Here is a 24,153-nt window from a genome sequence, read left to right as displayed (position 1 = left end):
GGAAGGCTCAGTCATCGGTGAAGGACTCGGACAGATCGGATTGGGCGTATCGAGGGGTACCGGAGGCATCCGGCAGTGTTGGTGCATGCACGCGAAAGCGCCCCAGTGCCGGCAGCGGCAGAATTCGGCCACCTTCATGCTGAGCCTGGCGCCGGACCAGACCCAGCGCCGCCAGGCGGGCCAGGGTCTGGCGTGCCAGGCCATGGGCGGCGCCCGGCTCACAGGCGGACTTGCGCCAGTAGCGACGGTAGTCGCGCTGCCATTGAAGGATCCAGGCCTCCGCCTCCTCTAGGGTAACGCCCTTGGGGCCACTTTCAGCGGGGGCGTCCTCGGCCAGTCGCTCAGCCATCAACAACGCCAGATGTCCCTCGGTGCCCTCCGCCGGAATCTTCTCGTCGGTGAGCTCGCCCTCGGGATCCACCAGGGCCAGTCCTTCGGCGCGTACCTCGGCCACCAGTCCCGTGGCCTGCTGCAGGCGACGCAGCATGGGCCCGCGTTGATTAGTCAGATAGGCGGCCTCCTCCTCATCGAGGGACTCCAGGTAGACCACCGGGTCATCCAGCAGCCGTCGTGCCAGGCGGTGACGCAGCTCGCGATTGCGCCCATCGGGGGTATCCGGCACGAAGGTCTCGCTAAGGGCGTGGAGACGACCCTCAAGATCCAGCTCGGCATCAGCACCGTTCAGGGCCACCAGGGAAGGGCCTCGGGCGGTGACCAGCAGGGCGGCCAGCAGTCGACGGTCCACGTCATAGAGCACATCGCCCTCCAGGCCACGACGCAGGAATTGCTCCTCGTCACCGGCCACGCGCACCAGCACCCCGAGTTCCATCAGCAGGCGCACGACCACCACCAGGTCGCGGCGTGCCTCCTGATGGTCCAGGGAGAAGGCCAGCCCGCGCTCGGCCAGGGCAGGATCATCGACCGCCTGCCCCAGTCCCTCCCCCAGGCGGCCCAGGGTGATCTGGGCATCGCCGCGTTCGAGATCCGCCAGCAATAGGCAGAACAGTGCATAGCGCCGACGATTGAAGGTCTTGCGCTGGGTCCCCCGCCCTACCGTCGCTGGGCGAGTCGGGTCTTGGAGATCAGCGGGGCGCTTGTGCAGGCGCACGAAGTCACGCTCGCTCTGCACGTGCCAGCCGGCCTCCCGGGCCAGCCAGTCGCGCAGGCTGGCCGTGTGACGGCGAATCAGGGGGAAGGCGCTATCATCGCTGCGGATCAGTGGCCTCGCCAGCAGCGCACGCAAAGCGCGGCGCTGCTCCTCCTGGCGCTGGCGCGTCAGGGCATCGCTCAGCTCCTCCATGCGTCCTCCTCCAGATCGACGATCTCCAGGCGATAGTCACGGCCACGGAGTACGCCGCCTGCCGTGTGCAGGGTCGCGGCGGTCTCGGGCCCCAGCGGCGCCAGGGTGATGCGCAGGCTACCGTCGCCGGTGGTGGTCGTCACCGGGGAATCATCGCCGGGACTCGCCGCGAGGGCATCGCCGAGCAGGTTGAGCAGCAGGCGAAAGGCGCCATCGTCCAGCTCACCCAGTTCCGAGAGCCGCTCGGCTCGCCGCTCCACCAGCTGCCGCCGCGCGGCACGTGCCACACTGGCCTCCTCGGCCAACTGACGGGCCAGCAACTCGCGCTCCCGGGCGCGGCTGCGCAGCTTGGGCGGCGCCCCGGGCTTCTGGTAGCTGCCGGTGGCGCGCAGCCGCGCCTGCACCTGAATGCCCGGGGCCACCGCCCAGGGCGTACTGGCCGGTACCGGAGACTGTTGCCACGCCTCCGCGGTTTCGGCGTCGACCACCAGATGGCGGGCCGGCGTCAGGCCGAAGGCAGTTCGCCAAAGGCGATGCGCATCGCGGTCGCCATCACACTCCAGAAACCAGCGTGCCAGGGTGCGAAAGTCAGCGGAGCGGTCGCTGCGCGCCATGCGCCGCTCGTTGAGCCGGCCGACCATCTCCAGCAATTGGGTCACCGCACGACGAGCACTGCTGCGCAGCAGGCGGGCCTGAGCCTGACGCCCCGGCTGGTCGAGGAACCAGGCGCGCAAGCCCTCCCAGTGACCGTGCCAACGCCGCCACGCCTCGGCGAAGGCCCGGGCACGCTCATCATCATCGGGAGATTCTCCGGGCGCCAGATCGAGGAGCTCGCGCTCGGCAGCCTGGCGCAGCAATCGCGCCACGGGCGCTTGCGCATCGCCGTCGCCATCCAATGCGCGAATCAGCTCGGCGATCTCACCGGAAGAGGTAGTCAGGTCCCCCAGGAAACGCTCGATATAGCCGATCACCCGCTCCTTGTAGAGCAGGAAGGCATCGGCATCACTGCCCTGCCCCTCCAGGGTGCGGTTCAGTCCGGTCATGAAGGCCCGGGCATTCTCGGCCAGATCGGCGAAGACGCCGGCCAAGTCGCGCAGCAGCAGCTGGCTCTCGGTGGCCGAGGGCGACTCGCTCTGTGCCAGGGTCAGCAGGGCGCGCAGGCGAGTACGGATATCCTCCAGCGCCACGCTCTGCAGGGCCCCGCGCCGCCCCAGCTCCTGCTCGAAGGTGGCCAGGGCCGCCTCCACGGCTTCGCCCTGGCGGGTAATCTGATAGACGTAGAGCGCGCGATAGTAGTCCTCGACACTGGTCACCCGGGCATTGTCACGTTCGGCATCCAGGTTGCCCCAGGCCACCAGCTGGGTCAGCGCCGACTGCACGCTGGCCAGTTCCGGCTCGCCGATCTGCTGCTGCACATCCTCCGGGCGCAGATGCACCAGGAAGTGCGACTTTGCCTCCACGAAGGCGCGCATCACCCTCCGGTAGAGCTCAGCCTTTTCGGCAGTGACATAGCTAAAGGGGGTGTAGTCCAAGCGGGCTCCCATTTACTTGGTGGGTGGCAGGGCCTGCGCCAGCAGGGCTCGCTTGCGCGGCAGCAAGGTGACCTCCAGCCCCAGGGGCCGGAAGACGCGGTTCTTCAGCTCCAGGGTGACATTGCCCTTGTCGCCCTCCAGGTCGGAGAGGGTGCGACGGCTGATGCCGACCAGAGCCGCGTAGCGGGTCTGGGAGAGACCCAGCACGTCCCGACGCAGGGCACGCAACAGCTGACCGTCGCTCAGCTCGCTTGCATAGAAGCGCTGGAGCAACGCCACCAGCGCCGCTTCACGGTCATCGACATGGCGTGGCTTCACAACAACCCCCAGCGCTTGAGGCGCGTGCCAAGGGACCGTAACCCTACCGATGGCATATCCAGAATTCGAGAGGGAACGCCGCGCAAGGCCAGGCGCTCATCGAGCCCTTCGAGATCGCCTGCCAGCTGCCGGAGCGCCTCCATCAGCTGATCGGGCTCCACGAGATCCGACAGAGATTTCGCAACGGCGTGCCAGTCGTATTCGCCCCCAGCCTCAAGTGGCGGGCCCCACTGGGTGGTCCGCGTGACGCCCTCGGAATCGGCTCGCATCGGGGCGAAATCGTAGACCGGTGAGAGCCAAACTCCCTCGGGGCGTTTCAGCAGCGCCGTATTGCGGCCGTGGTTGTCGGAGTTGCCGAACGCGATGTTCAGCAGATCACGCCGCACCCATTCGATGACGAAGGCCCGGGTGTCGAAGGCCTCACCCCCTTCGCGGATACGGTACTGGCCCTGAAGCAGCGCCACCAGGCGACGTAGGGTCTCACCATGGCGAAGGAAGGTGCCAGGCGACGCCCCCAGCAAGGAGTAAACAGATTCCAGACCGTACCGAATCCAGGCCCCGTCTCGGTAGTGCATATCGAAGCGCGGCAGCCACAGCGAGGGATAGCGCTCGCCCTCGATCAATCGCATGGCGTCGGTTTCGATGGTGTCGATGCCAAGAGCGGCGAGCTCCTTGTAGTAGTGATACTCGGCACGCAGGATATCGCAGTCATCGGCACTACGGCGGCCGCGGGGAAACTTCACCAACATCGGCAGGTCCGCGCAATGGACCTCATCCTGCCAGGTATCGATCCAGACCTGCTCGTCCGCGGTAAGCCGGAACAGCAGCTTGGGAGCCTCGCCACCGGCACCTGTGGCCCCGCCGCTAGCCGCGCCCATCTGCTGGGCATACTCCAGAAAGTCGACATCCCGTTCCACCACGCTCTGCACCGGGAAGCGTCGTTCACCGAGGGCATCTCTCAGGCGATTGTCGGGAACTGCCTCCTTGACGCGAAGGTTACCCACCGGCGCAATGGTGCCGCGAGCCAGTAGCTCCGTATCCTGTCGTCCGCTCGAAAGGTGCTGGATACCGAGATAGTCCACCCAGAAGCGACGGCTGGCCCCCGCCGGCATGATGTCCTCCAGGAAACCGAACCAACGCGGAGACTCATGCGTCAGCATCAGCTCTACCGGCAGCACCAAGCTGGTGGCATGTAAGTCATCGTGAAACATCCACTCGACGGCATAGTCAGTTTCGTATCGAAGCCTGGACACGCCAAAGGTCCCGCGCTCCGGATCTGGCAGTGACACCTGGGCGGCATCGTGCCAGGTCTTGTCGAAATGGATTTGCAAGGTAAGCTTCAAGGCAGTCAATGTGCAGTATTCCACTCAAACATGACAACACGTCATACATTATGCGAAGTATCACGCACACTTTCCATGGAATTCTGCTTTTTGCGCAAGAAACTGCACATACTGGAAGGCGAAAAAATGCCGGCGCCCGGCTCCCTGCAAGTCGGTTCAGGGAGCCGGGCGGCGGCATGAGGCGTGGACATACCGGTCTTGAAAACCGGCAATGATCAGGGCCTTTCGAACACCCAGCCGGTGCCTTTGCGAGAATCCTTGAGGATGATGCCAAGGGCGGCGAGCTCGTCGCGAATGGCGTCGGCGGCGGCGAAGTCCTTCGCCTTCTTGGCCTCGGCGCGCTCGTCGATCTTCGCCTGGATCTGCTCCTCAGAGAGCGGCAGGTCGCCGGCACCGGCCTTGAGGAAGGTGGCCGGATCCTGCTGAAGCAGGCCGAGCACGGCCCCCAGGCGCCTGAGCTCTGCCGCCAGGGCCGGCGCCTCGCCGGGCGCTTCCTTCTTCGCCCGGTTCAGCTCCCGAGCCAGGTCGAAGAGCACCGAGAGCGCCTCGGGGGTGTTGAAGTCGTCGTCCATGGCGGCGGTAAAGCGCTCGTTGAAGCGGCCATCCACCTCGCCTGATGATTCGACGCCTTCAAGCGCCAGCCCTTCAAGAGAGTTGTAGAAGCGCTCAAGCGACTTGCGGGCCTCGGCCAGGGACTCCGGCGCATAGTTGATCGCGCTGCGGTAGTGGCTTGCCACCAGCAGGTAGCGCACCACCTCGGGGTCGTGGTGCTCGAGCACCTCGCGGATGGTGAAGAAGTTACCCAGCGACTTGGACATCTTCTCGTGGTTCACCCGCACCGCCCCGGCATGCATCCAGGTATTCACGAACGGCTTGCCGTTGGCTGCCTCGGACTGGGCGATCTCGTTCTCGTGGTGCGGGAAGGTCAGGTCCGGCCCGCCGCCGTGGATATCGAAGGTCTCGCCCAGGCAGCACTTCGACATCGCCGAGCACTCGATATGCCAGCCCGGGCGTCCCTCGCCCCAGGGCGATGGCCAGCTCGCCTCGCCGGGCTTGGCCGCCTTCCAGAGCACGAAGTCGAGCGGGTCCTCCTTGTGCTCGTCCACCTCGACGCGGGCTCCCGAACGCATCTCGTCGAGGTCGCGGTTGTTGAGCTTGCCGTAGCCCTCGAAGCGGCGTACCCGGAAGTAGACGTCGCCGTTGTCCGCCGCATAGGCGTACCCCTTACTGATCAGCGTCTCGATCATGGCGAGGATATCGTCGATATGCCGGGTGGCCCGCGGCTCGTGATCCGGCGGCAGCACGGAAAGGCGCGCCTCGTCCTCGTGCATCGCCTCGATCATGCGCTCGGTGAGCGACGAGATCGTCTCGCCGTTCTCGTCGGCCCGGCGCAGGATCTTGTCGTCGATATCGGTGACGTTGCGCACATAGGTGACGTCATAGCCGCGGTGGCGCAGATAGCGGGTAATGACGTCGAAGGCCACCATCACCCGGGCATGGCCCAGGTGGCAGTAGTCGTAGACCGTCATGCCGCAGACATACATGCGCACCTTGCCCGGCTCGATCGGCGTGAAGGGTTCCTTGCGACGGGTCAGCGTGTTGTAGATCTGCATGTCAGCCCTTCTGCTTGTCCTGGACGTTCTTCTGGGCTTCCTTCTTCTGAACCTTGGCCCAGGTGTCCTTCAGCCCCACGGTGCGGTTGAACACCAGCTTGCCATCACGGCAGGCGTGGCGGTCGGCACAGAAGTAGCCCACGCGCTCGAACTGGAAGCGGCTCTCGGGGTCGACCTCGGCCAGGCTGGGTTCACCCACGGCCTGGCAGACCACCAGCGACTCGGGGTTGAGGTGCTCCAGGAAGTCGGCGTCCTTGTCCTTGTCCGGTTGCTCCTCGAGGAAGAGGTTGTCATAGAGGCGTACCTCCATGGGCACCCCGTGCTCGGCACTGACCCAGTGGATCACGCCCTTGACCTTGCGCCCTTCCGGGTTCTTGCCCAGGGTGTCGAAGTCCACGGAGCAGCGCAGCTCGGTGATCTCGCCGGCGTCGTCCTTGACCACCTCGTCGCAGCGGATCACGTAGGAGTTGCGCAGCCGCACCTCCTTGCCCGGCGCCAGGCGGAAGAACTTCTTGGGCGGCTCCTCCATGAAGTCGTCGCGATCGATATAGATCTCGCGGGTGAAGGGCACCTTACGTACGGCCATGTCCTCGCGCGCCGGATGGCCGGGGACCTCGTAGGTCTCCTCGTGGCCTTCCGGGACGTTGGTCAGCACCACCTTGAGCGGCTTGAGCACGGCCATGGCCCGCGGCGCATTGTCCTCGAGGTCGGCGCGGATAGCGTGGTAGAGCATGGCGATATCCACCAGGCCGCCGTCGGCGCGGGTCACCCCGATCATCTCGCAGAACTTGCGGATCGACGCCGGCGTATAGCCGCGGCGACGCATCCCGGAGATGGTCGGCAGGCGCGGATCGTCCCAGCCATCCACGATGCCCTCGTCCACCAGCAGCTTGAGCTTGCGCTTGGAGGTCAGGGTGTAGTTGAGGTTGAGCCGCGCGAACTCGATCTGTCGCGGCTTGCAGGGCACCGGCAGGTTGTCGAGGAACCACTCGTAGAGCGGGCGGTGATCCTCGAACTCCAGGGTGCAGATGGAGTGGGTGATCCCCTCGATGGCGTCGGACTGCCCATGGGTGAAGTCGTAGGAGGGATAGATCTTCCACTTGTCGCCGGTCTGGTGGTGCGTGGCATGGCGAATGCGGTAGAGGATCGGGTCGCGCAGGTTGATATTGGGCGAGGCCATGTCGATCTTCGCCCGCAGCACCTTCTCGCCCTCGGCAAACTCGCCGGTGCGCATGCGCTCCAGCAGGTCGAGGTTCTCCTCGGGGCTACGCTTGCGATAGGGGCTCGGGCGACCCGGCTCGGTCAGGGTGCCGCGGTATTCGCGGATCTCGTCCGGCGAGAGGTCGTCGACATAGGCCTTGCCCTCGCGGATCAGGTGCTGGGCCCAGGCGTAGAGCTGGTCGAAGTAGCCGGAGGCGAAGCGCACCTCCCCTGCCCACTCGAAGCCCAGCCAGCTGACGTCCTCCTTGATGGCATCGATATAGGCCTGCTCCTCCTTGGCCGGGTTGGTGTCATCGAAGCGCAGATGACAGTCGCCACCGAACTGCTCGGCCAGCCCGAAGTTGAGACAGATCGACTTGGCGTGCCCGATATGCAGGAAGCCGTTGGGCTCCGGCGGGAAGCGGGTCACGATCTTGCCGGTACGCCCGGCCTCGAGCTCCTCGCGAATCTGATTGCGGATGAAATTCGGGGCGCTGGTGGTTTCGGTGGACATGTTGAGAAGAACAGCCTCTGGTTTGGGAGGGGGCGGATCGGTGATGTTGAGCCTGAACCGCTCGGGGCTGATCCGGCGACAAGCCTGCGAGGAGGCGCTGTGAACCCATCCCTGGGCGCTACCGACGCCATCCCTGGCGTAGGACCTCCTCTTCGGCTTGTCCCCGGCGCCCCTCACTAGCAGGCCATCACGATCAGCTCCGGTTCGAGCGGACTCGCTTCGCGCATGGAAGCAAAACCGTTATTATAGCGCCACGTCCATGGGCAACGCCAAGGCGAAGCCCCTTTAGCACACAGGAACTTAGCCATGATCGTTCTGCAGACCACCTACGGTGACATCAGCGTCGAGCTCGACTACGAGAAGGCCCCCAAGACCGCCGCCAACTTCGAACAGTATGTGCGCGATGGCTTCTACGACGGCACCCTCTTCCACCGCGTGATCGAGGGCTTCATGGTCCAGGGCGGCGGCTTCGACGAGGACTTCAACCAGAAGCCCGCCCGTGACCCGATCGAGAATGAGGCCGACAACGGCCTGGCCAACGAGAAGGGCACCCTGGCCATGGCGCGCACTCAGGATCCGCACTCCGCCACCGCCCAGTTCTTCATCAACGTCGCCGACAACACCTTCCTCAACCACAGCGGCAAGTCCATCCAGGGCTGGGGCTACTGCGTGTTCGGACGCGTGGTCGACGGCATGGACGTGGTCGAGAAGATCAAGAATGTCGAGACCACCCGCCGCGGCATGCACGCCGACGTGCCGGCCCAGGATGTGATCATCGAGAAGGCCTACGTCAAGGAAGATTGATCCACCTGCCCCGCCCCATCTGGCGCCCGCCCCGTGCGGGCGTCTTGCCTTGCGACGCACGACCCGGGAACCCATCACCATGGCCACCCTGCTGATTTCCGACCTGCACCTTCACCCCGGCGCCCCCGAGATCACCGAGGGCTTCCTGCGCTGGCTGGAGGAGCGCGCCTGCGGCAGCGATGCCCTCTATATCCTCGGTGACTTCTTCGAGGCGTGGATCGGCGATGACCTGCTGGACCTCGCCGGCGTTGACCCCAGCGGCAATGCCGACCTGGCGGCGCGTATCGCCCGTGCGCTCAAGCGCCTGGCCGAGTACGGTACCGAGATCTTCCTGATGCATGGCAACCGCGACTTCCTGCTGGGTGAGCGCTTCGCCCGCGAGGCCGGCGCCACCCTGCTGGAGGATCCCAGCGTGGTCGAGCTGGGCGGCAAGCCCGTGCTGCTGATGCATGGCGACAGCCTGTGCACGCGGGACGAGGCCTACCAGGCCTTCCGCACCCAGGCCCGCCATCCGCTGTGGCAGCAGCAGGTGCTGTCGATGCCCATCGACCAGCGCGTTGCCCTGGCCAGCCAGCTGCGTGCCCAGTCCGGTGAGGCCAACTCCAACAAGGCCGAGGACATCATGGATGTAACGCCCGAGGAGGTGGTGAAGGTGATGGCCGAGCACGGCGTCACCACCCTGATCCATGGCCACACCCACCGCCCGGCGGTGCATGAACTCGAGGTAGATGGTCAGCCCGCGCAGCGCTTCGTGCTGGGCGACTGGCAGCCCGACAAGGGGTGGGAGATCGTGGTCAGCGGTGATGGGGAGCCGGAGTTGCGCGAGATTCCCCTAGAGTGAAGGCGGCGCAAGTCGGCAGGCAGCAAGACGGGCCTCCAGGGCCGCCGCCTCTGGCAGGCTACCCGCCTCACCGATGATCTCCAGCCGGGAATCCTGTCGCCAGCCGGCCTCTTCCAGGCTCACCGTGCCATCGGCACGGTTGTAGCGCTTCCAGCCGGCATCGGTATGCAGTACCCCCTTGATCCGCAGCCGCACCGGCAACTCGCAGAGCAGCGCCGTGATGCGATCCAGGTCGAAGCGATCCTCCGGTTGCCAGCGCCATCCCAGGGTGGCATAGCCCAGCGATTCACCTTGCTGACGCACGGGCTGCCCAGGCGTCGGCGTGGCTTCGCCGAATCCCTCCAGCACAAGACTGGGGCCTGCCACTTCGCGCAACTGGCGATGCGCCTCGCTGTCGGGTGACGACCGGGATGGCACTCGGCTTCCACCCGCCCCCTCCAGCAGCAGTGCCAGAGGCAGCTCGCCATGGGAGGCCGGTCGTACCCACTTCTTGGCCGGCCAGCTCTCGGCCAGCAGGGCCTCGGCGGCGGCGCGCTGGCTGGGCGTTGCCAGGTCGACCATGGTCAGCGCCACGGCATCCGCGATGGCCAGCTGGTCACGGAAGGTCTCGTGTTCACGGGAGCGAGGGTCGTCGAGGCGGCGCGGATCCAGCACGGTGATGATGTCCTGAACCGCCAGCACGTCGTCAAAGGCTTCCCCGCGAAGTACCTCAAGCAGCCCCGCCGGATGACCCAGCCCCGAGGGCTCGATGATCAGCCGGTCCGGCCGATAGCGATGGAGCAGGTTGACCAGGGTCGCCTGCATCACGAAGGCCAGCTGGCAGCAGAGGCAGCCGCCAGGAAGCCCCTTGACCACCAGGTCATCCCGCTCATCGAACATCGCCTGGTCGATGCCCACCTGGCCGAACTCGTTCACCAGCACCGCCCAGCGCTCCCCGGCAGGCTTCTGGTCGATCAGGTGATGGATGAGCGTGCTCTTGCCGCTGCCCAGAAAGCCGGTGATCAGGTGGACGGGGATATCCTTCACCGCTTGATCTCGGCCTCGCTGCGCAGATGCTCGATCAGCCCCTGGATGGCGGCCTGGGCCCGCAGGCGCTCGGCCATGGAGGAGACGAACTGCTCGACCTGCTCGTCGACCTCGCCTTCACCCACCGACTGAAGGGCGATGATCACGGCGCGATCGCCATCGACCACCGCGCCATAGGTCGGGGCATCACCCTCGGGGGCCGGCACCCGGAAGGCCGCGTCCACCAGCGTGCGCGACAGTCCCTGGCTCTGCTGACGGCTGACCTCCTCGGCCTGCTGCCAATCGAGGTCGACCGAATCGCCGTCACGCAGGGCGGCAACCAGCTCATCGGCCCGGGCACGCAGCGCATCACGACGCATCTCCCTCTCGACCTCGGCGGCAACCTCGTCGCGCACCTCAGCCAACGGCAGCGTGGTCGCCTCACGGTGTTCTGCCACGCGAAGAACCATACGGCGATCGTTGTCCAGCTCGATCACCTCGCTGTTGTAGCCCTCCTCGAGCACGTCGGCGCTGAACGCCTGGGACATCACGCCTGGCTCGGAGAGCACGCCTTCGGCGTCGTCGCGGGAAACCCAGTCGCTGGTCTGCAGCTCGAGCCCCAGATCCTCGGCGACACCCTGCAGGTCATCGGCGGCGAAGCTCTCGTCGATCAGCTGCTGTGCCCTGTCGTTGAACTCGCCGGAAACTCGGCTGAGGGCCAGCTCACGGCGCAGCTCATCACGCCTCGACTCGAACGACTCACGCTCAAGCGCGGTCACGGTCAGCAGGTGCAGGCCGTTGTCGGTTTCGACGATCTCCGAGACTTCCCCCTCATCCAGAGAGAAGGCGGCTTCGTCGAAGGCCACACCGAAGAAGCCACGACTGACCACGCCCAGATCGCCCCCTTGCTCCGCGGAGACGGTGTCATCGGACACCCGAGCGGCCAGGTCGGCGAAGGACTCGCCCTCGGCGAGGCGCGCCTGGACCTCTTCCAGCTCGGCCATCGCCTCCTCGCGGGTACGCTCATCACCGAAGGTCAGCATGATGTGCGAAAGACGGCGATCGGCGTCGGCGGTCTGCTCGCGCCAGGCGTCGCGCAGCGCCTCCTCGTCGACCTCCACCTGTTCGGCCATCGCCTGGCGGTCGAGCACCACGTAGCTCAGGCGCACCTGCTCGGGCCGGCGGAAGTCATCCCGATGATCCGCATAATACGCCTCGATGGCCGCCTCGGAGGGGACGATCTCCTCCTCCAGCGATCCGGCATCCAGGGTCGCATGGCGGAAGGTCCGTGTCTGGCGCTGCAGTTCGGCCAGGCGCTGCTCTTCACTCTCCAGGGTAAAGTCGCTGAATGCCAGCCCCTGCTGCAGCTGCTGCTGCTTCATGTCGCGGCGCAGCTGGTCGCGGAAGCCCACCGGCGTATAGCCAGCACTGGCCAGGCGGTTGCGGAACAGCTCGCTGTCGAAGCGTCCCTCCTGATCCTGGAACTCGGGCAGCGAGACAATGATCTGGTCGAGCTGCTCCTCGGAGAGGTGCAAACCGCCCTCATCGGCATACTGGTTCAGCACCTTGTCGGTGATCAGCTCGTCGAGCATCTGGCCACGCAGCGCGCGCTCCTGCTCCGGGGGGACCTGGCCGCTGCGGATGGCCCGCTGGACGGAGAGCTCGAGCTCCTGGCGCATGATCGGTTCACCGTTGACCTCGGCGACCTCATCACCGCTGTTGCCGAACAGGCCTACCAGCGATTCAACGCCGAACAGCGCCATGGTCACGACCACTGCCCCGACGATGATCTTGGCTCCCCAGCTTCGGGAGCGGTCTCGAATACTTTGCAGCATGCTGGCCTCGGAAGTGTTGCCTCGAAATGAATAGCTATCAGGGATTGGGGTCGGTAAACGAAGACAGGCGCACCGCCGGGGGCGATGCGCCTGTATCAATCAACCATCAGCGGTCAACCATCAGCGGCGCGGGCGGCGCGCATCTCGGGTCGACGCAGGATCAGTTGACGGAATCCTTCAGCGCCTTGCCGGCCTTGAAACCGGGCACCTTGGCCGCCTTGATCTCGATCGGCTGGCCGGTCTGAGGGTTGCGACCGGTACGAGCGGCACGCTCCTTCACATGGAAGGTACCGAAACCGACGAGGGAAACACTGTCGCCTTTCTTGAGGCTATCGGTCACGGAATCCACCATGGCATCCAGAGCACGCGCGGCGGAAGCCTTGGGAATATCGGCAGACGCGGCGATGGCTTCGATCAGCTCAGACTTGTTCACACTTCACCCCTTGACTTTTTCGGAAATTGGCTCCAATCGAGCCGGTGTTTCAACCGACAAACACGATCACAGCATAAGGTAATTTATAGCAATGCGGAGAAAGCGCTGTCAAGCAACATTCGGGGCAGAGCCCCACCATATCGGGCTTTGAGCAGAATAATGGTGGGGAAATTGACCTCAATGCGTGCTGATCATTGACTGCGCTGAAGCGGCATCTTCGGAACGGGATTCCCCCTCGGATTCCTCATTCCTTTTAGCTAAAGCCACCTCAAGCACCTCGTCGATCCAGCGTACCGGCCTGATATCCAGAGCCTCCTTGATATTATCCGGTACCTCCTTGAGGTCCCGGCGGTTTTCCTCGGGCACCAGCACGGTCTTTATACCACCGCGCCTGGCGGCCAGCAATTTCTCCTTCAGGCCGCCGATGGGCATCACTTCGCCGCGCAGATTGACCTCGCCGGTCATGGCCACATCGCAGCGCACCGGGCGGCCGGTGTAGGCTGAGACCATGGCGGTGACCATGGCGATACCCGCGCTGGGACCATCCTTGGGCGTGGCGCCCTCCGGCACGTGGATATGCAAGTCTTCCTTCTCGAAGCGCTCGGGGTCGATGCCCAGGGAGAGCGCTCGGGCGCGAACCACGGTGTGGGCAGCACTCACCGATTCCTTCATCACGTCGCCCAGCGAGCCGGTCTTGTTGACGCGCCCCTTGCCCGGAGTCACCACCGACTCGATGTTGAGCAGCTCGCCCCCCACCGAGGTCCAGGCCAGCCCGGTCACGCGACCGACTTGATCCTCCTGGTCGGCCAGGCCGTAGCTGTAGCGGCGCACCCCAGCATACTCCTCGATATCCGCGGCGGCCAGCAGCATGGGTGCCTGGGCGCCCTCCTGGCTCTCCTTCTCGAGGCGCACGCGAAGCACCTTGCGACACACCTTGGCGATCTGGCGCTCCAGCTCGCGCACCCCGGCCTCGCGGCTGTAGTAGCGAATCAGCTCGAGCAGCGCCTCGTCGGAGAATGCCAGCTCCTCCTCCTTGAAACCGTTGGCCTTGAGCTGCTTGGGCGCCAGGTAGCGCTTGGCGATGGCCAGCTTCTCGTCCTCGGTGTAGCCGGGCAGGCGAATCACCTCCATGCGGTCGAGCAGCGGGCCGGGGATGTTCATGGAGTTGGCGGTGCAGATGAACAGCGTCTCGGAGAGGTCGTAGTCCAGCTCCAGATAGTGGTCGCTGAAGGTATCGTTCTGCTCCGGATCGAGCACCTCGAGCAGCGCCGAGGCGGGGTCGCCGCGGTGATCCATGCCGATCTTGTCGACCTCGTCGAGCAGGAACAGCGGGTTCCTGACCCCGGCGCGGGACATGCGCTGCACGATCTTGCCGGGCAGCGAACCGATGTAGGTACGCCGGTGACCGCGGATCTCGGACTCGTCACGCACCCCGCCCAGCGCCAGGCGCACGTACTTGCGGTTGGTGGCCCGGGCGATGGACTTGCCCAGCGAGGTCTTGCCCACCCCGGGCGGGCCCACCAGGCAGAGCACCGGCCCCTTGAGCTTCTTGACCCGCTTGTGCACCGCCAGGTACTCGAGGATGCGCGCCTTGACCTCGTCGAGGCCATAGTGGTCCTCGTCCAGCACCTTCTGGGCATGGACCAGGTCATGCTTGACCCGGGTGCGCTTCTTCCAGGGCACCGACACCAGCCAGTCCAGGTAGGAGCGCACCACGGTGGCCTCGGCGGAGTTCGGCGACATCATCTTCAGCTTGCCCAGCTCCTGGACGGCCTTCTCACGGGCCTCCTTGGGCATGCCGGACTCCTCGATGGCCTGCTCGTACTTCTCGGCCTCGTTGGGCAAGTTCTCGAGCTCGCCCATCTCCTTCTGGATGGCCTTCATCTGCTCGTTGAGATAGTACTCGCGCTGGGACTTCTCCATCTGGTCCTTGACCCGCGAGCGGATGCGCTTTTCCACCTGCAGCAGGTCGATTTCGGACTCGATCAGCGCCATCAGGTGCTCGATGCGATCGCGGACCTTGTCCATCTCCAGCAGCTGCTGCTTGTCGTCGATCTTCAGCGACAGGTGCGCGCAGATGGTGTCCACCAGGCGGCTGGGGTCCTCGATGCCGGAGAGCGAATTGAGCACCTCGTTGGGCACCTTCTTCGACATCTTGACGTACTGCTCGAACTGGTTGAGCAGCACGCGCACCAGCGCCTCCTGCTCGCGCTCGGTGAGCGGCACGCTCTCGCGCAGCAACGCCTCGGCGCTGGTGTACTCCTCACCGGCCTGCAGCTCGCCGACATCGGCGCGCGACACGCCCTCGATCAGCACCTTGACGGTGCCGTCGGGGAGCTTGAGTAGCTGCATGATCTCGGCCACGGTGCCGATGGCGAAGAGGTCGTCGCGGTCGGGATCGTCCTTGCTGGCCTCGCGCTGGGCAACCAGCAGCACTCTCTTGTCGGCACTCATGGCGGCGTCGAGCGCCTGGATCGACTTCTCGCGACCCACGAACAGGGGAATGACCATCTGCGGGTAGACGACCACGTCCCGCAGCGGCAAAAGGGGCAGACTCAGGGTCTGATCAGCGTTCTGCTGCATCGCAGACGTACCTCAAAGAAAACGAAGGGATGCCCCATGGAATGGGGGCGACCGGGTGACTTTGCAAGGCAGGAGCCGAGAGGGCAAAAAAAACGGGAGCTGCCGCGACTCCAGCCGGCCGGGCCGGCGATGGAGACAGGGCGCTCCCGTGGGATGGTTCCCGATCGATCAGCCGTCGGTACCGTCGCTGGCGGCTTCCTGCTGCTGCGAATAGATCAACAGCGGTTCGCTCTCGCCGCCGATCACCGAGGCGTCGATCACCACCTTGCTGACGCCCTCCAGCGAGGGAATCTCGTACATGGTGTCGAGCAGCACCGACTCGAGGATCGAGCGCAGGCCGCGGGCGCCGGTCTTACGCGCCATGGCCTTGCCGGCCACCGCCCGCAGGGCGTCGTCGCGGAACTCGAGTTCGACGCCTTCCATCTCGAACAGCTTGGCGTACTGCTTGATCAACGAGTTCTTGGGCTCGGTGAGGATCTCGATCAGCGCATCCTCGGTGAGCTCGGTCAGGGTGGCGATCACCGGCAGACGACCGACGAACTCCGGAATCAGGCCGAACTTGACCAGGTCCTCGGGCTCCACGGTGGCCAGGATATCGCCCACCGGCTTGCTGTCATCCTTGCTCTTGACCTCGGCATTGAAGCCGATACCGCCCTTCTCGGCGCGGTCGCGGATCACCTTGTCGAGACCGGCGAAGGCACCGCCGACGATGAACAGGATGTTGCCGGTGTGAACCTGCAGGAACTCCTGCTGCGGATGCTTGCGGCCCCCCTGGGGCGGCACCGAGGCGGTGGTGCCCTCGATCAGCTTCAGCAGCGCCTGCTGCACGCCCTCCCCCGAGACGTCACGGGTGATGGAGGGGTTGTCCGACTTGCGCGAGATCTTGTCGATCTCGTCGATGTAGACGATGCCGCGCTCGGCCTTCTCCACATCGTAGTCGCACTTCTGCAGCAGCTTCTGGATGATGTTCTCGACATCCTCGCCCACGTAGCCGGCCTCGGTCAGCGTAGTGGCATCGGCAATGGTGAACGGCACATTGAGCAGCCGCGCCATGGTCTCGGCGAGCAGCGTCTTGCCGCTGCCGGTGGGGCCGATCAGCAGGATGTTCGACTTGCCCAGCTCGACGTCGTCTTTCTTCACGTCGGAGCTCAGGCGCTTGTAGTGGTTGTAGACCGCAACGGACAGCACCATCTTGGCGCGGTCCTGGCCGATCACATAATCATCGAGGGTGTGACGGATCTCGCGAGGCGTCGGCAGACGCTCGTCGTCGCTCTCGGCATCGGCATCGAGCACCTCCTCGCGAATGATGTCATTGCAGAGGTCGACACACTCATCACAGATATAGACGGACGGGCCGGCAATGAGCTTGCGCACCTCGTTCTGATTCTTGCCGCAGAACGAGCAGTAGAGCAGCTTGCCACCGTCGTCCTTGCCTTTGCCGTCGGCCATTCGCTTACCTCTTTTCATGTTGGTGGCACCCGCCAGGGCCGGCGCCACCGAGCTCACAACGGCGGACTGCACCGCCGGGAACATTCAGCGTGTAATGCAAATCACGCTATCAGGATGTGGGCCGCTTATCCAGCACGGCGTCGATCAGGCCATACTCCGCGGCCTGGTTGCCGTCCATGAAGTTATCGCGGTCGGTATCCCGGGCGATGGTCTCGATGTCCTGACCGGTATGCTGCGCCAGGATGCGGTTGAGCTTGTCGCGGATACCGAGGATCTCACGGGTGTGGATCTCGATGTCCGAGGCCTGGCCCTGGTAGCCACCCAGCGGCTGGTGGATCATCATCCGCGAGTTGGGCAGGCAGAAGCGCTTGCCCGCCGTGCCGCCGGCCAGCAGCAGCGCACCCATGCTCGCCGCCTGGCCGATGCACACGGTGGAGACGTCGGGCTTGACGAACTGCATGGTGTCGTAGATCGACATGCCCGCCGTAACCGAGCCACCCGGCGAGTTGATGTACAGATGGATGTCCTTGTCCGGGTTCTCGGACTCCAGGAACAACAGCTGCGCCACCACCAGGTTGGCCATGTAGTCTTCCACCGGACCCACCAGGAAGATCACACGCTCCTTGAGCAGGCGGGAATAGATGTCGTAGGCACGCTCGCCGCGCGCGCTCTGCTCGACCACCATGGGCACCAGGCCGCCGGCATTCTGGATATCGAACTCGTTGCTCATCTGCGTGTTGTCCTTGCATCCGATGAATGGAAGCGAAGAGAAGCGGCGCCCCGGCATGAACCGGGGCGCGAGGACATCGATCAGGCCTGGCGCTCTTGCTCGCCGGCCTCCTCGCTGCCCTCTTCCTCGTCGGCCTCTTCCTGCTGCTGGGCCGCTGCCAGCACGTCCTGGTAGGACATCTCGACGTCCTTGACGGTGGCCTGGGCCAGCAGCACGTCCACGGCCTTCTCTTCGAGGATAGCGGACTTGACCTGGGTCTTGAGCTGGTCGTTGCCCATGTAGTGCTCGACTACCTGCTCGGGCTCCTGATACTGCTCGGCGAGCTCCTGGACCTTGGCGCGGATCTCGTCGTCGCTGGCCTCCAGCTCGTTGGACTTGATCACCTCGGCCAGCAGCAGACCCACCTCGACGCGGCTACGGGCCTGCTCCTCGAACAGCTCGTTGGGCAGCTGGGAGACGTCGAAGTCCTCGCCCAGGCCGAACTGCTGGGCCGCCTGACGCTTGAGGCCATCGGTCTCCTGCTGAACCAGCGCCTGGGGCACCGGAATCTCGTTGGCCTTCTGCAGCGCGGTCAGCACCTGCTGCTTGACACGGTTGTCGACGGCCTGGCTCGCCTCGCGGGTCATGTTCTTCTTGACCTCGGTGCGGAACTTGTCGAGATCACCGTCCTCGACGCCAAACTTCTGGACGAACTCGGCATCCACCTCGGGCAGGGTCTTGCCCTTCACCGTATGGACCGTGACCTTGAAGGTCGCTTCCTGACCGGCCAGGTTCTCGGCCTGGTAGTCCTCGGGGAAGGTGACCTTGATCTCCTTCTCTTCGCCCGCCTGGGCACCGATCAGCTGCTCCTCGAAACCGGGGATGAAGCTGCCGGAACCGATCACCAGGTCGTGACCCTCGGCGCTGCCGCCCTCGAAGGGCTCTTCTCCCAGGAAGCCCTGGAAGTCGATGGTCAGCTGGTCGCCATCCTCGGCGGCACGCTCGACCTCGTCCCAGGCAGCGTTCTGCTTGCGCAGGGTGTCGATCATCTCGTCGACGTCGGCCTCGGTCACCTCGACCACGGGACGCTCGACCTCGGTGCCCTCGATGGGGGCCAGCTCGACCTCCGGGTAGACCTCCAGGGTCGCCACGAACTCCAGATCCTTGCCCGCCTCGTTGACGGTGGGCTCGATCTGCGGGAAGCCGGCCGGATTGAGCTCGTTCTCGGAGATGGCGCGCACGTAGCGCTCACGCATCACCTCGCCCACCACCTCGTTGCGCACGTCGCTGCCGTAGCGCTGACGAATCACCGACATCGGCACCTTGCCCCGACGAAAACCGTCCATACGAACGTTCTTGGCGGCATCCTTAAGACGGGCGTTGACGGCCTCATCGATCTCGGCGGCCGGCACTTGAACCGTGATGCGGCGTTCGATCTGGGAGGTCGTATCGACGGAAACTTGCATGAAATGTCCTCTACCGACTGGGGGCATCGTGTTGCGTGAATGGAAATTCAAAGGGGGGATTTTATGAATCCCACCCGGCACTGGCAAGCGCCATGGCGAGAGAAATGGGGGCGACACGAGAGATTACAAGGCTCGGCGACGCATCCACGCCAAAAATCGCCGACGACAGGGCGACCGGGTGCTGCGGACCATGAACCGAACAAGAGAGCGACTGGAGGATGCGACTTGAGGATATGAGTTGGATACGAGCCAGCCACGCTGATCTGACGCTCTCATGGAGAGTGTCTGTCGAAGGCTATCTATCTGTGGGGTATTACGCTGGAGCACGTTCGGAGGGTCTTGCAGAGGAGTCAAGGCGTGGGGTGGATGATGGGGATCGAACCCACGACCACCGGAGCCACAATCCGGGGCTCTACCACTGAGCTACATCCACCACATCGACAGTTGCTCGTATCGACTTCCTGCTACCGCACCCGGTTGGCGCGCCCAGCAGGACTCGAACCTGCAGCCTACGGCTTAGAAGGCCGTTGCTCTATCCAATTGAGCTATGGGCGCATTCTACGTTCCAGGTCGCCTCGCCGCAACCCTCGATGTCAAAAAACCGCAAGACATTCAAGAAGTTGTGGTCGGAGTGGAGGGATTCGAACCCCCGACATCCTGCTCCCAAAGCAGGCGCGCTACCAGGCTGCGCTACACTCCGCCGGCGATCAAGCGGGCTGGACGCCGCCGCAGAGGCCTCGTCGAGCGCTGCGTATTCTACGTGACTTTCCCGCCCGGTCAAGTAAATACGTGCCAGCTGCCGGTATCGCCCGCTTTGTTTCGAGGCCTCGGCATGCGAAAATCACGCCTCTGCTTTTTCAGCCACCCCTTCCAGCCACCCAGAGGATCCTCGATGACCGCGCAACTGATCGATGGCAAAGCCATAGCCGCCCGTGTTCGCCAGCAGGTCGCCCGCCAGGTGCAGGCTCGCCGCGAGGCCGGAGGGCGAGCGCCGGGCCTTGCCGTCATACTGGTCGGAGAGGACCCCGCCTCCGCGGTCTATGTGCGCAACAAGCACAACGCCTGTGTCGAGGCCGGTATCGAATCGTTTCGTCACCAGCTGCCCGCCGATACCACCCAGAGCGAGCTCGAGGCGCTGATCGACCGCCTCAACGCCGACCCGGCCGTGGATGGCATCCTGGTCCAGCTGCCGCTGCCCGAGCAACTCGATGCCCGCCCCCTCCTCGAGCGCATCCGCCCGGACAAGGACGTGGACGGCTTCCACCCCTACAACCTGGGCCGCCTGGCCCAGCGCCTGCCACTGCTGCGCCCCTGCACGCCCAAGGGCGTGATGACGCTGTTCGAGGAGACCGGCCTGGCGATCCGCGGCCTGGACGCCACCGTGGTCGGTGCCTCCAATATTGTCGGCCGCCCCATGTCCCTGGAGCTGATGATCGCCGGTTGCACCACCACCGTCTGTCACCGCTTCACGCGCAACCTCGAGGAACATGTGCGCCGTGCCGATGTCCTGATCGTGGCGGTGGGCAAGCCCGGCCTGGTCAAGGGGGAGTGGGTCAAGGAGGGCGCCATCGTCATCGACGTGGGCATCAACCGCCAGGAGGACGGCCGCCTGATCGGCGATGTCGACTTCGAGGCCGCCGCGAAGCGTGCCGCCTGGATCACCCCCGTCCCCGGCGGCGTCGGCCCCATGACCGTGGCCAGCCTGCTGGAGAACACCCTGCAGGCCGCCGACCTCCACGACGCCAGCTAATTTTCCCCAAGGGTCAGACCCCAAAGCACACTTAGGGGTCTGACCCCACAGCAGAATGAGGATTTCATGAGCGACAAGATGAACGTCGAAAGCTTCAACCTCGACCACACCAAGGTGAAGGCTCCCTACGTGCGCCTGGCCGACGTCAAGACCGGCGAGCACGGCGACACCATCCACAAGTACGACATGCGCATCTGCCAGCCCAACCAAGATCATATGGAGATGCCCGGCCTGCACTCCCTGGAGCACCTGATGGCAGAAATGTCGCGCAACCACACAGACAAGGTCGTCGACATCAGCCCCATGGGCTGCCAGACCGGCTTCTACTGGGCGATGCTTAACCACGACGACTACGACGGTGTGCTCGAGCTGGTCGAGAAGACCCTCAAGGACGTGCTCGAGGCCAGCGAAGTCCCGGCCTGCAACGAGATGCAGTGCGGCTGGGCCGCCAGCCACAGCCTGGAAGGCGCCAAACAGATCGCGCGTGGCTTCCTGGCCAAGCGCGACGAGTGGAGCCAGGTCTTCGCATGAAGCGCATCGGCATCATCGGCGCCATGAGCCAGGAGGTGGCACGGCTCGCCTCCCTGCTCGAGGGGCGCGAGACCCACACCCATGTCGGCAACACCTTCCATAGCGGCCTGCTGCATGGCGTCGAGGTGGTGATCCTGCAGTCGGGCATCGGCAAGGTGAATGCCGCCGTCGGTACCACCCTGCTGCTCGACATGTACAAGCCCGAGGCGATCATCAACACCGGCTCCGCCGGTGGCTTCGGCGCGGGGCTTGCGATCGGCGATATCGTCGTCTCCAGCGAGGTGCGACACCATGACGTCGACGCCGTAGTGTTCGGCTACGAGCACGGCCAGGTCCCCGACATGCCCGCGGCCTACCTGCCCGACGAGCGCCTGGTCCACCTGGCCCGGGAGTGTGTCGAGGCGCTGGGCGAGGTCAATGTGGTCGAGGGGCTGATCGCCACCGGCGATGTGTTCATGGCCTGCCCCAACCTGGTGGCCCAGACCCGCCAGCGCTTCCCCACCATGCTCGCCGCCGAGATGGAGGCCGCGGCCATCGCCCAGACCTGTCATCTCTACGACTGCCCCTTCGTGGTGATCCGCGCCCTCTCCGATATCGCCGGCGGCGGCGACAACCACCTCTCCTTCGAGCAGTTCCTGGAGAAGGCCGCCCTGCACTCCTCGAAGATGATCGAGGCGATGGTGGCTCGCCTGGCCGATCGAAAGCGTGAGACTGCAGTGGCGGGCGCCTGAGGCGATGGCGCGGCGGCGGGCGCCTGTGGTGATGGCAGCCACGACCTGGTGGCGAGGCGCCCTGCTGCTGGCCAGCCTGGGCCTCGCCGGCTGTGCCAACACCCACCTGGGAAGCGACGGTCACGAGTTGGTCGCCCGCGACACCGCCCAGCCGAACACCGAACTGGGCGAGTTTCGCGACCTGGGTGAGCGGCGCTACACCCCCGACGACTGGCCGGAGCCGCTCAGTGCGCGGGTGCGCCTGCCCCGGGGCGAAAGCGACAACCTACGCCCGGCCGCCCTGCTGGTTCACGGCGGCGGCTGGCGGAATCGCACGCCGGACGACATGGAAGAGATCGCCGAGGCCCTTACCCGGCGCGGCTTCGTCACGCTGAATATCGAGCACCGCTTCGCCCCCGACTACCGCTTCCCCGCCCAGCTGCACGACCTCCAGCAGGCCATGGCCTGGCTGCATGCCAACGCCGAGGCGTGGCGCGTGGATACCGATCGCATCGTCGGGGTCGGCTTCTCCTCGGGGGCGCACCTGGTAAGCCTGCTCGCCCTGGCCGGCAGCCACGGCCCGTTGGCCAAGCCCCACGGAGGCGACCACACCCGGCTGGCGGCTGTCGTCGCGGGCGGCACACCCACCGACCTGTTCAAATTCGATGATGGCAAGCTGGTAGTGCAGTTTCTGGGGGGCACCCGCGCCGAGGTGCCCGAGCAGTATCGGCTTGCCTCCCCGGCCAGACAGATCCAGAGCAAGCCGCCGCCCTTCTTCCTGTTCCACGGCACCTGGGACCGCCTGGTCCCGGTGGATCATGCCACCGACTTCTACCAGGCGCTGAGGGCCCAGGGCGGTGAAGCCGAGCTCTTCCTCCAGCACGGTCGCGGCCACTTCCTCAGTTTCCTTACCCGTGGCAGTGCCATCGAGGCCGGCCTCGACTTCCTGAAGCGCCAGGTTAGTCACCCAGGTCGCTAGACGATTCGTCTGACGAACTCAAAAGCACCACAGGTGTTGCTTGAATCGATCAAAAGCAACTCATGCGGTGCATTACCGTTGCTCGCGGCAGCCCCAGGGACTGCCGCCAACAGAAACTACCTCTCGTGGTAGCCCTGCTTACCGCCAATAGAGGAGGTAACGGGCTGCCTATTCGCCGGCCAGCTTCCACTCCAGCGTCTCGCCGGCCATCAGCGGCACGATGCGGGCACCACCGGCATAGGGCAGCGACTCGGGCAGTTGCCAGGGCTCGCGGACCAGGGTGACGGTATCGCTGTTGCGCGGCAGGCCGTAGAAGTCCGGGCCATGGTGGCTGGCGAAGCCCTCCAGACGCTCGATGGCACCGGCCTGCTCGAAGGCCGTGGCGTAGTACTCGATCGCCGCCGGCGCGGTATAGGCACCCGCACAGCCGCAGGCGCTCTCCTTGTCGCCCTGGGCGTGGGGCGCGCTGTCGGTACCCAGGAAGAACTTCGGGCTGCCCGAGGTGGCCGCGGCCAGCAGCGCCTGGCGGTGCCGCTCGCGCTTGAGGATCGGCAGGCAGTAGTAGTGCGGCCGGATGCCGCCGACCAGCATGTGGTTACGGTTGAACAGCAGGTGGTGGGCGGTGATGGTGGCGCCCACGTTGGCCGGCGCCGCGGCGACGAAATCGGCTGCCTCGGCGGTGGTGATATGCTCGAACACCACCTTGAGGGCCGGGTGTCGCTCCAGTAGCGGCTTGAGCACCTGCTCGATGAACACCGCCTCGCGATCGAAGATATCGATCTCGGCATCGGTGACCTCGCCATGCATCAGCAGCGGAATACCCAGGCGCTCCATGGCAGCAATGGCATCGTCACACAGGGTGATATCGGTGACCCCGGAGTCGGAGTTGGTGGTGGCGCCGGCGGGATAGAGCTTCACCGCCTGCACCAGGCCACTGGCATGGGCACGTTCGATCTCCTCGGCGGGCGTGTTGTCGGTGAGGTAGAGCGTCATCAGCGGCTGAAAGCGGCTCCCCTCGGGCAGCGCCGCCAGGATCCGCTCGCGATAGGCCAGGGCCTGCTCGGTGGTGGTCACCGGCGGCTTCAGGTTGGGCATGATGATGGCACGGCCCATCTGGCGAGCGGAGGCCTCGACCACGGCGGCCAGCGCCTGGTCGTCGCGCAGATGGAGATGCCAGTCGTCGGGGCGAGTCAGGGTCAGGGTAGTCACGGCGGATCCTGTGTTGGCGGGTTCAAATC

20 protein-coding genes and 3 tRNA genes are annotated in these 24,153 nt (G+C 65.2%); 6 read left to right on the top strand and 17 right to left on the bottom strand.

Annotated elements, in window-relative coordinates:
* Positions 1 to 7: 7 nt before the first annotated feature.
* The 6 genes from GRB96_RS10265 to GRB96_RS10240 form a co-directional block, all read right to left on the bottom strand.
* Complete coding sequence (locus GRB96_RS10265; RefSeq protein WP_161432046.1) at positions 8 to 1,300, bottom strand: TIGR02678 family protein; 1,293 nt, start codon at positions 1,298 to 1,300, stop codon at positions 8 to 10.
* Positions 1,288 to 2,832, bottom strand: a complete 1,545-nt coding sequence (locus GRB96_RS10260) for a TIGR02677 family protein (protein WP_161432045.1) — start codon at positions 2,830 to 2,832, stop codon at positions 1,288 to 1,290. The genes GRB96_RS10265 and GRB96_RS10260 overlap by 13 nt, the downstream gene beginning before the upstream one ends.
* A gap of 12 nt (positions 2,833 to 2,844) precedes the next feature.
* Complete coding sequence (locus tag GRB96_RS10255) at positions 2,845 to 3,150, bottom strand: helix-turn-helix domain-containing protein (protein WP_161432044.1); 306 nt, start codon at positions 3,148 to 3,150, stop codon at positions 2,845 to 2,847.
* Entirely contained in the window at positions 3,147 to 4,502 is a 1,356-nt protein-coding gene (locus tag GRB96_RS10250) for a type II toxin-antitoxin system HipA family toxin (protein WP_338074027.1), read from the bottom strand. Before GRB96_RS10250 ends, GRB96_RS10255 begins: the two co-directional genes overlap by 4 nt.
* Positions 4,503 to 4,708: 206 nt before the next feature.
* On the bottom strand, positions 4,709 to 6,106 hold the full coding sequence (gene cysS / locus GRB96_RS10245; RefSeq protein ID WP_161432043.1) for a cysteine--tRNA ligase: 1,398 nt from the start codon (positions 6,104 to 6,106) through the stop codon (positions 4,709 to 4,711).
* 1 nt (position 6,107) lies between these two features.
* Entirely contained in the window at positions 6,108 to 7,820 is a 1,713-nt protein-coding gene (locus GRB96_RS10240) for a glutamine--tRNA ligase/YqeY domain fusion protein (protein WP_161432042.1), read from the bottom strand.
* Between the two features lie 306 nt (positions 7,821 to 8,126).
* On the opposite strand from GRB96_RS10240, the gene GRB96_RS10235 reads away from it, so the two are divergent.
* Together GRB96_RS10235 and GRB96_RS10230 are read left to right on the top strand one after the other, a co-directional pair.
* A complete protein-coding gene (locus GRB96_RS10235) occupies positions 8,127 to 8,624 on the top strand; it encodes a peptidylprolyl isomerase (protein WP_161432041.1) in 498 nt (165 codons plus the stop codon).
* Positions 8,625 to 8,703: 79 nt separating this feature from the next.
* Complete coding sequence (locus tag GRB96_RS10230) at positions 8,704 to 9,465, top strand: UDP-2,3-diacylglucosamine diphosphatase (RefSeq protein WP_161432040.1); 762 nt, start codon at positions 8,704 to 8,706, stop codon at positions 9,463 to 9,465.
* Here GRB96_RS10230 and GRB96_RS10225 read toward each other — a convergent pair.
* From GRB96_RS10225 to GRB96_RS10180, 10 genes are all read right to left on the bottom strand, one after another.
* On the bottom strand, positions 9,457 to 10,491 hold the full coding sequence (locus GRB96_RS10225; protein ID WP_161432039.1) for a GTP-binding protein: 1,035 nt from the start codon (positions 10,489 to 10,491) through the stop codon (positions 9,457 to 9,459). The two genes, GRB96_RS10230 and GRB96_RS10225, sit on opposite strands and share 9 nt — an antisense overlap.
* Complete coding sequence (locus GRB96_RS10220) at positions 10,488 to 12,305, bottom strand: SurA N-terminal domain-containing protein (RefSeq protein ID WP_161432038.1); 1,818 nt, start codon at positions 12,303 to 12,305, stop codon at positions 10,488 to 10,490. The genes GRB96_RS10225 and GRB96_RS10220 overlap by 4 nt, the downstream gene beginning before the upstream one ends.
* 160 nt (positions 12,306 to 12,465) lie before the next feature.
* A complete protein-coding gene (locus GRB96_RS10215) occupies positions 12,466 to 12,738 on the bottom strand; it encodes an HU family DNA-binding protein (RefSeq protein ID WP_027962884.1) in 273 nt (90 codons plus the stop codon).
* A 177-nt stretch (positions 12,739 to 12,915) separates the two neighbouring features.
* Entirely contained in the window at positions 12,916 to 15,321 is a 2,406-nt protein-coding gene (gene lon / locus GRB96_RS10210) for an endopeptidase La (RefSeq protein ID WP_161432037.1), read from the bottom strand.
* A 168-nt stretch (positions 15,322 to 15,489) separates the two neighbouring features.
* Entirely contained in the window at positions 15,490 to 16,770 is a 1,281-nt protein-coding gene (clpX, locus tag GRB96_RS10205; RefSeq protein WP_161432036.1) for an ATP-dependent Clp protease ATP-binding subunit ClpX, read from the bottom strand.
* Between the two features lie 109 nt (positions 16,771 to 16,879).
* Positions 16,880 to 17,500: an ATP-dependent Clp endopeptidase proteolytic subunit ClpP gene (gene clpP / locus GRB96_RS10200; protein WP_161432035.1), complete on the bottom strand. Its 621-nt coding sequence runs from the start codon at positions 17,498 to 17,500 to the stop codon at positions 16,880 to 16,882.
* A gap of 80 nt (positions 17,501 to 17,580) precedes the next feature.
* The gene (tig, locus tag GRB96_RS10195) at positions 17,581 to 18,945 is read right to left on the bottom strand and encodes a trigger factor (RefSeq protein ID WP_161432034.1); all 1,365 of its coding nucleotides are present in this window, start codon (positions 18,943 to 18,945) and stop codon (positions 17,581 to 17,583) included.
* A gap of 358 nt (positions 18,946 to 19,303) precedes the next feature.
* A tRNA-His gene (locus tag GRB96_RS10190) sits at positions 19,304 to 19,378 on the bottom strand.
* Positions 19,379 to 19,423: 45 nt separating this feature from the next.
* A tRNA-Arg gene (locus GRB96_RS10185) sits at positions 19,424 to 19,500 on the bottom strand.
* A 68-nt stretch (positions 19,501 to 19,568) separates the two neighbouring features.
* Positions 19,569 to 19,645: transfer RNA gene (locus GRB96_RS10180), tRNA-Pro, on the bottom strand.
* A gap of 192 nt (positions 19,646 to 19,837) precedes the next feature.
* Between GRB96_RS10180 and folD the strand changes: the two genes are divergently transcribed.
* The 4 genes from folD to GRB96_RS10160 all read left to right on the top strand — a co-directional run bounded on the left by folD (position 19,838) and on the right by GRB96_RS10160 (position 22,915).
* Complete coding sequence (gene folD / locus GRB96_RS10175) at positions 19,838 to 20,695, top strand: bifunctional methylenetetrahydrofolate dehydrogenase/methenyltetrahydrofolate cyclohydrolase FolD (RefSeq protein ID WP_161432033.1); 858 nt, start codon at positions 19,838 to 19,840, stop codon at positions 20,693 to 20,695.
* Between the two features lie 66 nt (positions 20,696 to 20,761).
* Positions 20,762 to 21,226 carry an S-ribosylhomocysteine lyase gene (locus GRB96_RS10170; protein ID WP_161432032.1) on the top strand — a complete coding sequence of 155 codons (465 nt, stop codon included), beginning with the start codon at positions 20,762 to 20,764 and terminating at the stop codon, positions 21,224 to 21,226.
* Positions 21,223 to 21,957, top strand: coding sequence for a 5'-methylthioadenosine/S-adenosylhomocysteine nucleosidase (gene mtnN, locus GRB96_RS10165; RefSeq protein WP_161432031.1), 735 nt, complete (start codon positions 21,223 to 21,225; stop codon positions 21,955 to 21,957). Before GRB96_RS10170 ends, mtnN begins: the two co-directional genes overlap by 4 nt.
* A gap of 31 nt (positions 21,958 to 21,988) precedes the next feature.
* Positions 21,989 to 22,915, top strand: coding sequence for an alpha/beta hydrolase (locus tag GRB96_RS10160; RefSeq protein WP_205743521.1), 927 nt, complete (start codon positions 21,989 to 21,991; stop codon positions 22,913 to 22,915).
* Between the two features lie 168 nt (positions 22,916 to 23,083).
* Here GRB96_RS10160 and pyrC read toward each other — a convergent pair whose 3' ends face one another.
* Positions 23,084 to 24,124, bottom strand: coding sequence for a dihydroorotase (gene pyrC, locus GRB96_RS10155; RefSeq protein ID WP_161432030.1), 1,041 nt, complete (start codon positions 24,122 to 24,124; stop codon positions 23,084 to 23,086).
* Between the last annotated feature and the right edge of the window lie 29 nt (positions 24,125 to 24,153).

Origin of the sequence: Halomonas alimentaria, assembly GCF_009902005.1 — a bacterium.
Classification (GTDB): domain Bacteria; phylum Pseudomonadota; class Gammaproteobacteria; order Pseudomonadales; family Halomonadaceae; genus Halomonas; species Halomonas alimentaria.
Note: the sequence above shows the minus strand (reverse complement) of the source record. Positions and strands in the feature narration are given on the sequence as shown.

Coding starts and splice junctions, on each gene's coding strand:
- folD (WP_161432033.1), top strand. CDS start 19,838: ATGACCGCGCAACTGATCGATGGCAAAGCCATAGCCGCCCGTGTTCGC.
- GRB96_RS10235 (WP_161432041.1), top strand. CDS start 8,127: ATGATCGTTCTGCAGACCACCTACGGTGACATCAGCGTCGAGCTCGAC.
- clpP (WP_161432035.1), bottom strand. CDS start 17,500: ATGAGCAACGAGTTCGATATCCAGAATGCCGGCGGCCTGGTGCCCATG.
- cysS (WP_161432043.1), bottom strand. CDS start 6,106: ATGCAGATCTACAACACGCTGACCCGTCGCAAGGAACCCTTCACGCCG.
- GRB96_RS10265 (WP_161432046.1), bottom strand. CDS start 1,300: ATGGAGGAGCTGAGCGATGCCCTGACGCGCCAGCGCCAGGAGGAGCAG.
- GRB96_RS10230 (WP_161432040.1), top strand. CDS start 8,704: ATGGCCACCCTGCTGATTTCCGACCTGCACCTTCACCCCGGCGCCCCC.
- lon (WP_161432037.1), bottom strand. CDS start 15,321: ATGCAGCAGAACGCTGATCAGACCCTGAGTCTGCCCCTTTTGCCGCTG.
- GRB96_RS10160 (WP_205743521.1), top strand. CDS start 21,989: ATGGCAGCCACGACCTGGTGGCGAGGCGCCCTGCTGCTGGCCAGCCTG.
- mtnN (WP_161432031.1), top strand. CDS start 21,223: ATGAAGCGCATCGGCATCATCGGCGCCATGAGCCAGGAGGTGGCACGG.
- GRB96_RS10220 (WP_161432038.1), bottom strand. CDS start 12,305: ATGCTGCAAAGTATTCGAGACCGCTCCCGAAGCTGGGGAGCCAAGATC.
- clpX (WP_161432036.1), bottom strand. CDS start 16,770: ATGGCCGACGGCAAAGGCAAGGACGACGGTGGCAAGCTGCTCTACTGC.
- GRB96_RS10240 (WP_161432042.1), bottom strand. CDS start 7,820: ATGTCCACCGAAACCACCAGCGCCCCGAATTTCATCCGCAATCAGATT.
- tig (WP_161432034.1), bottom strand. CDS start 18,945: ATGCAAGTTTCCGTCGATACGACCTCCCAGATCGAACGCCGCATCACG.
- GRB96_RS10170 (WP_161432032.1), top strand. CDS start 20,762: ATGAGCGACAAGATGAACGTCGAAAGCTTCAACCTCGACCACACCAAG.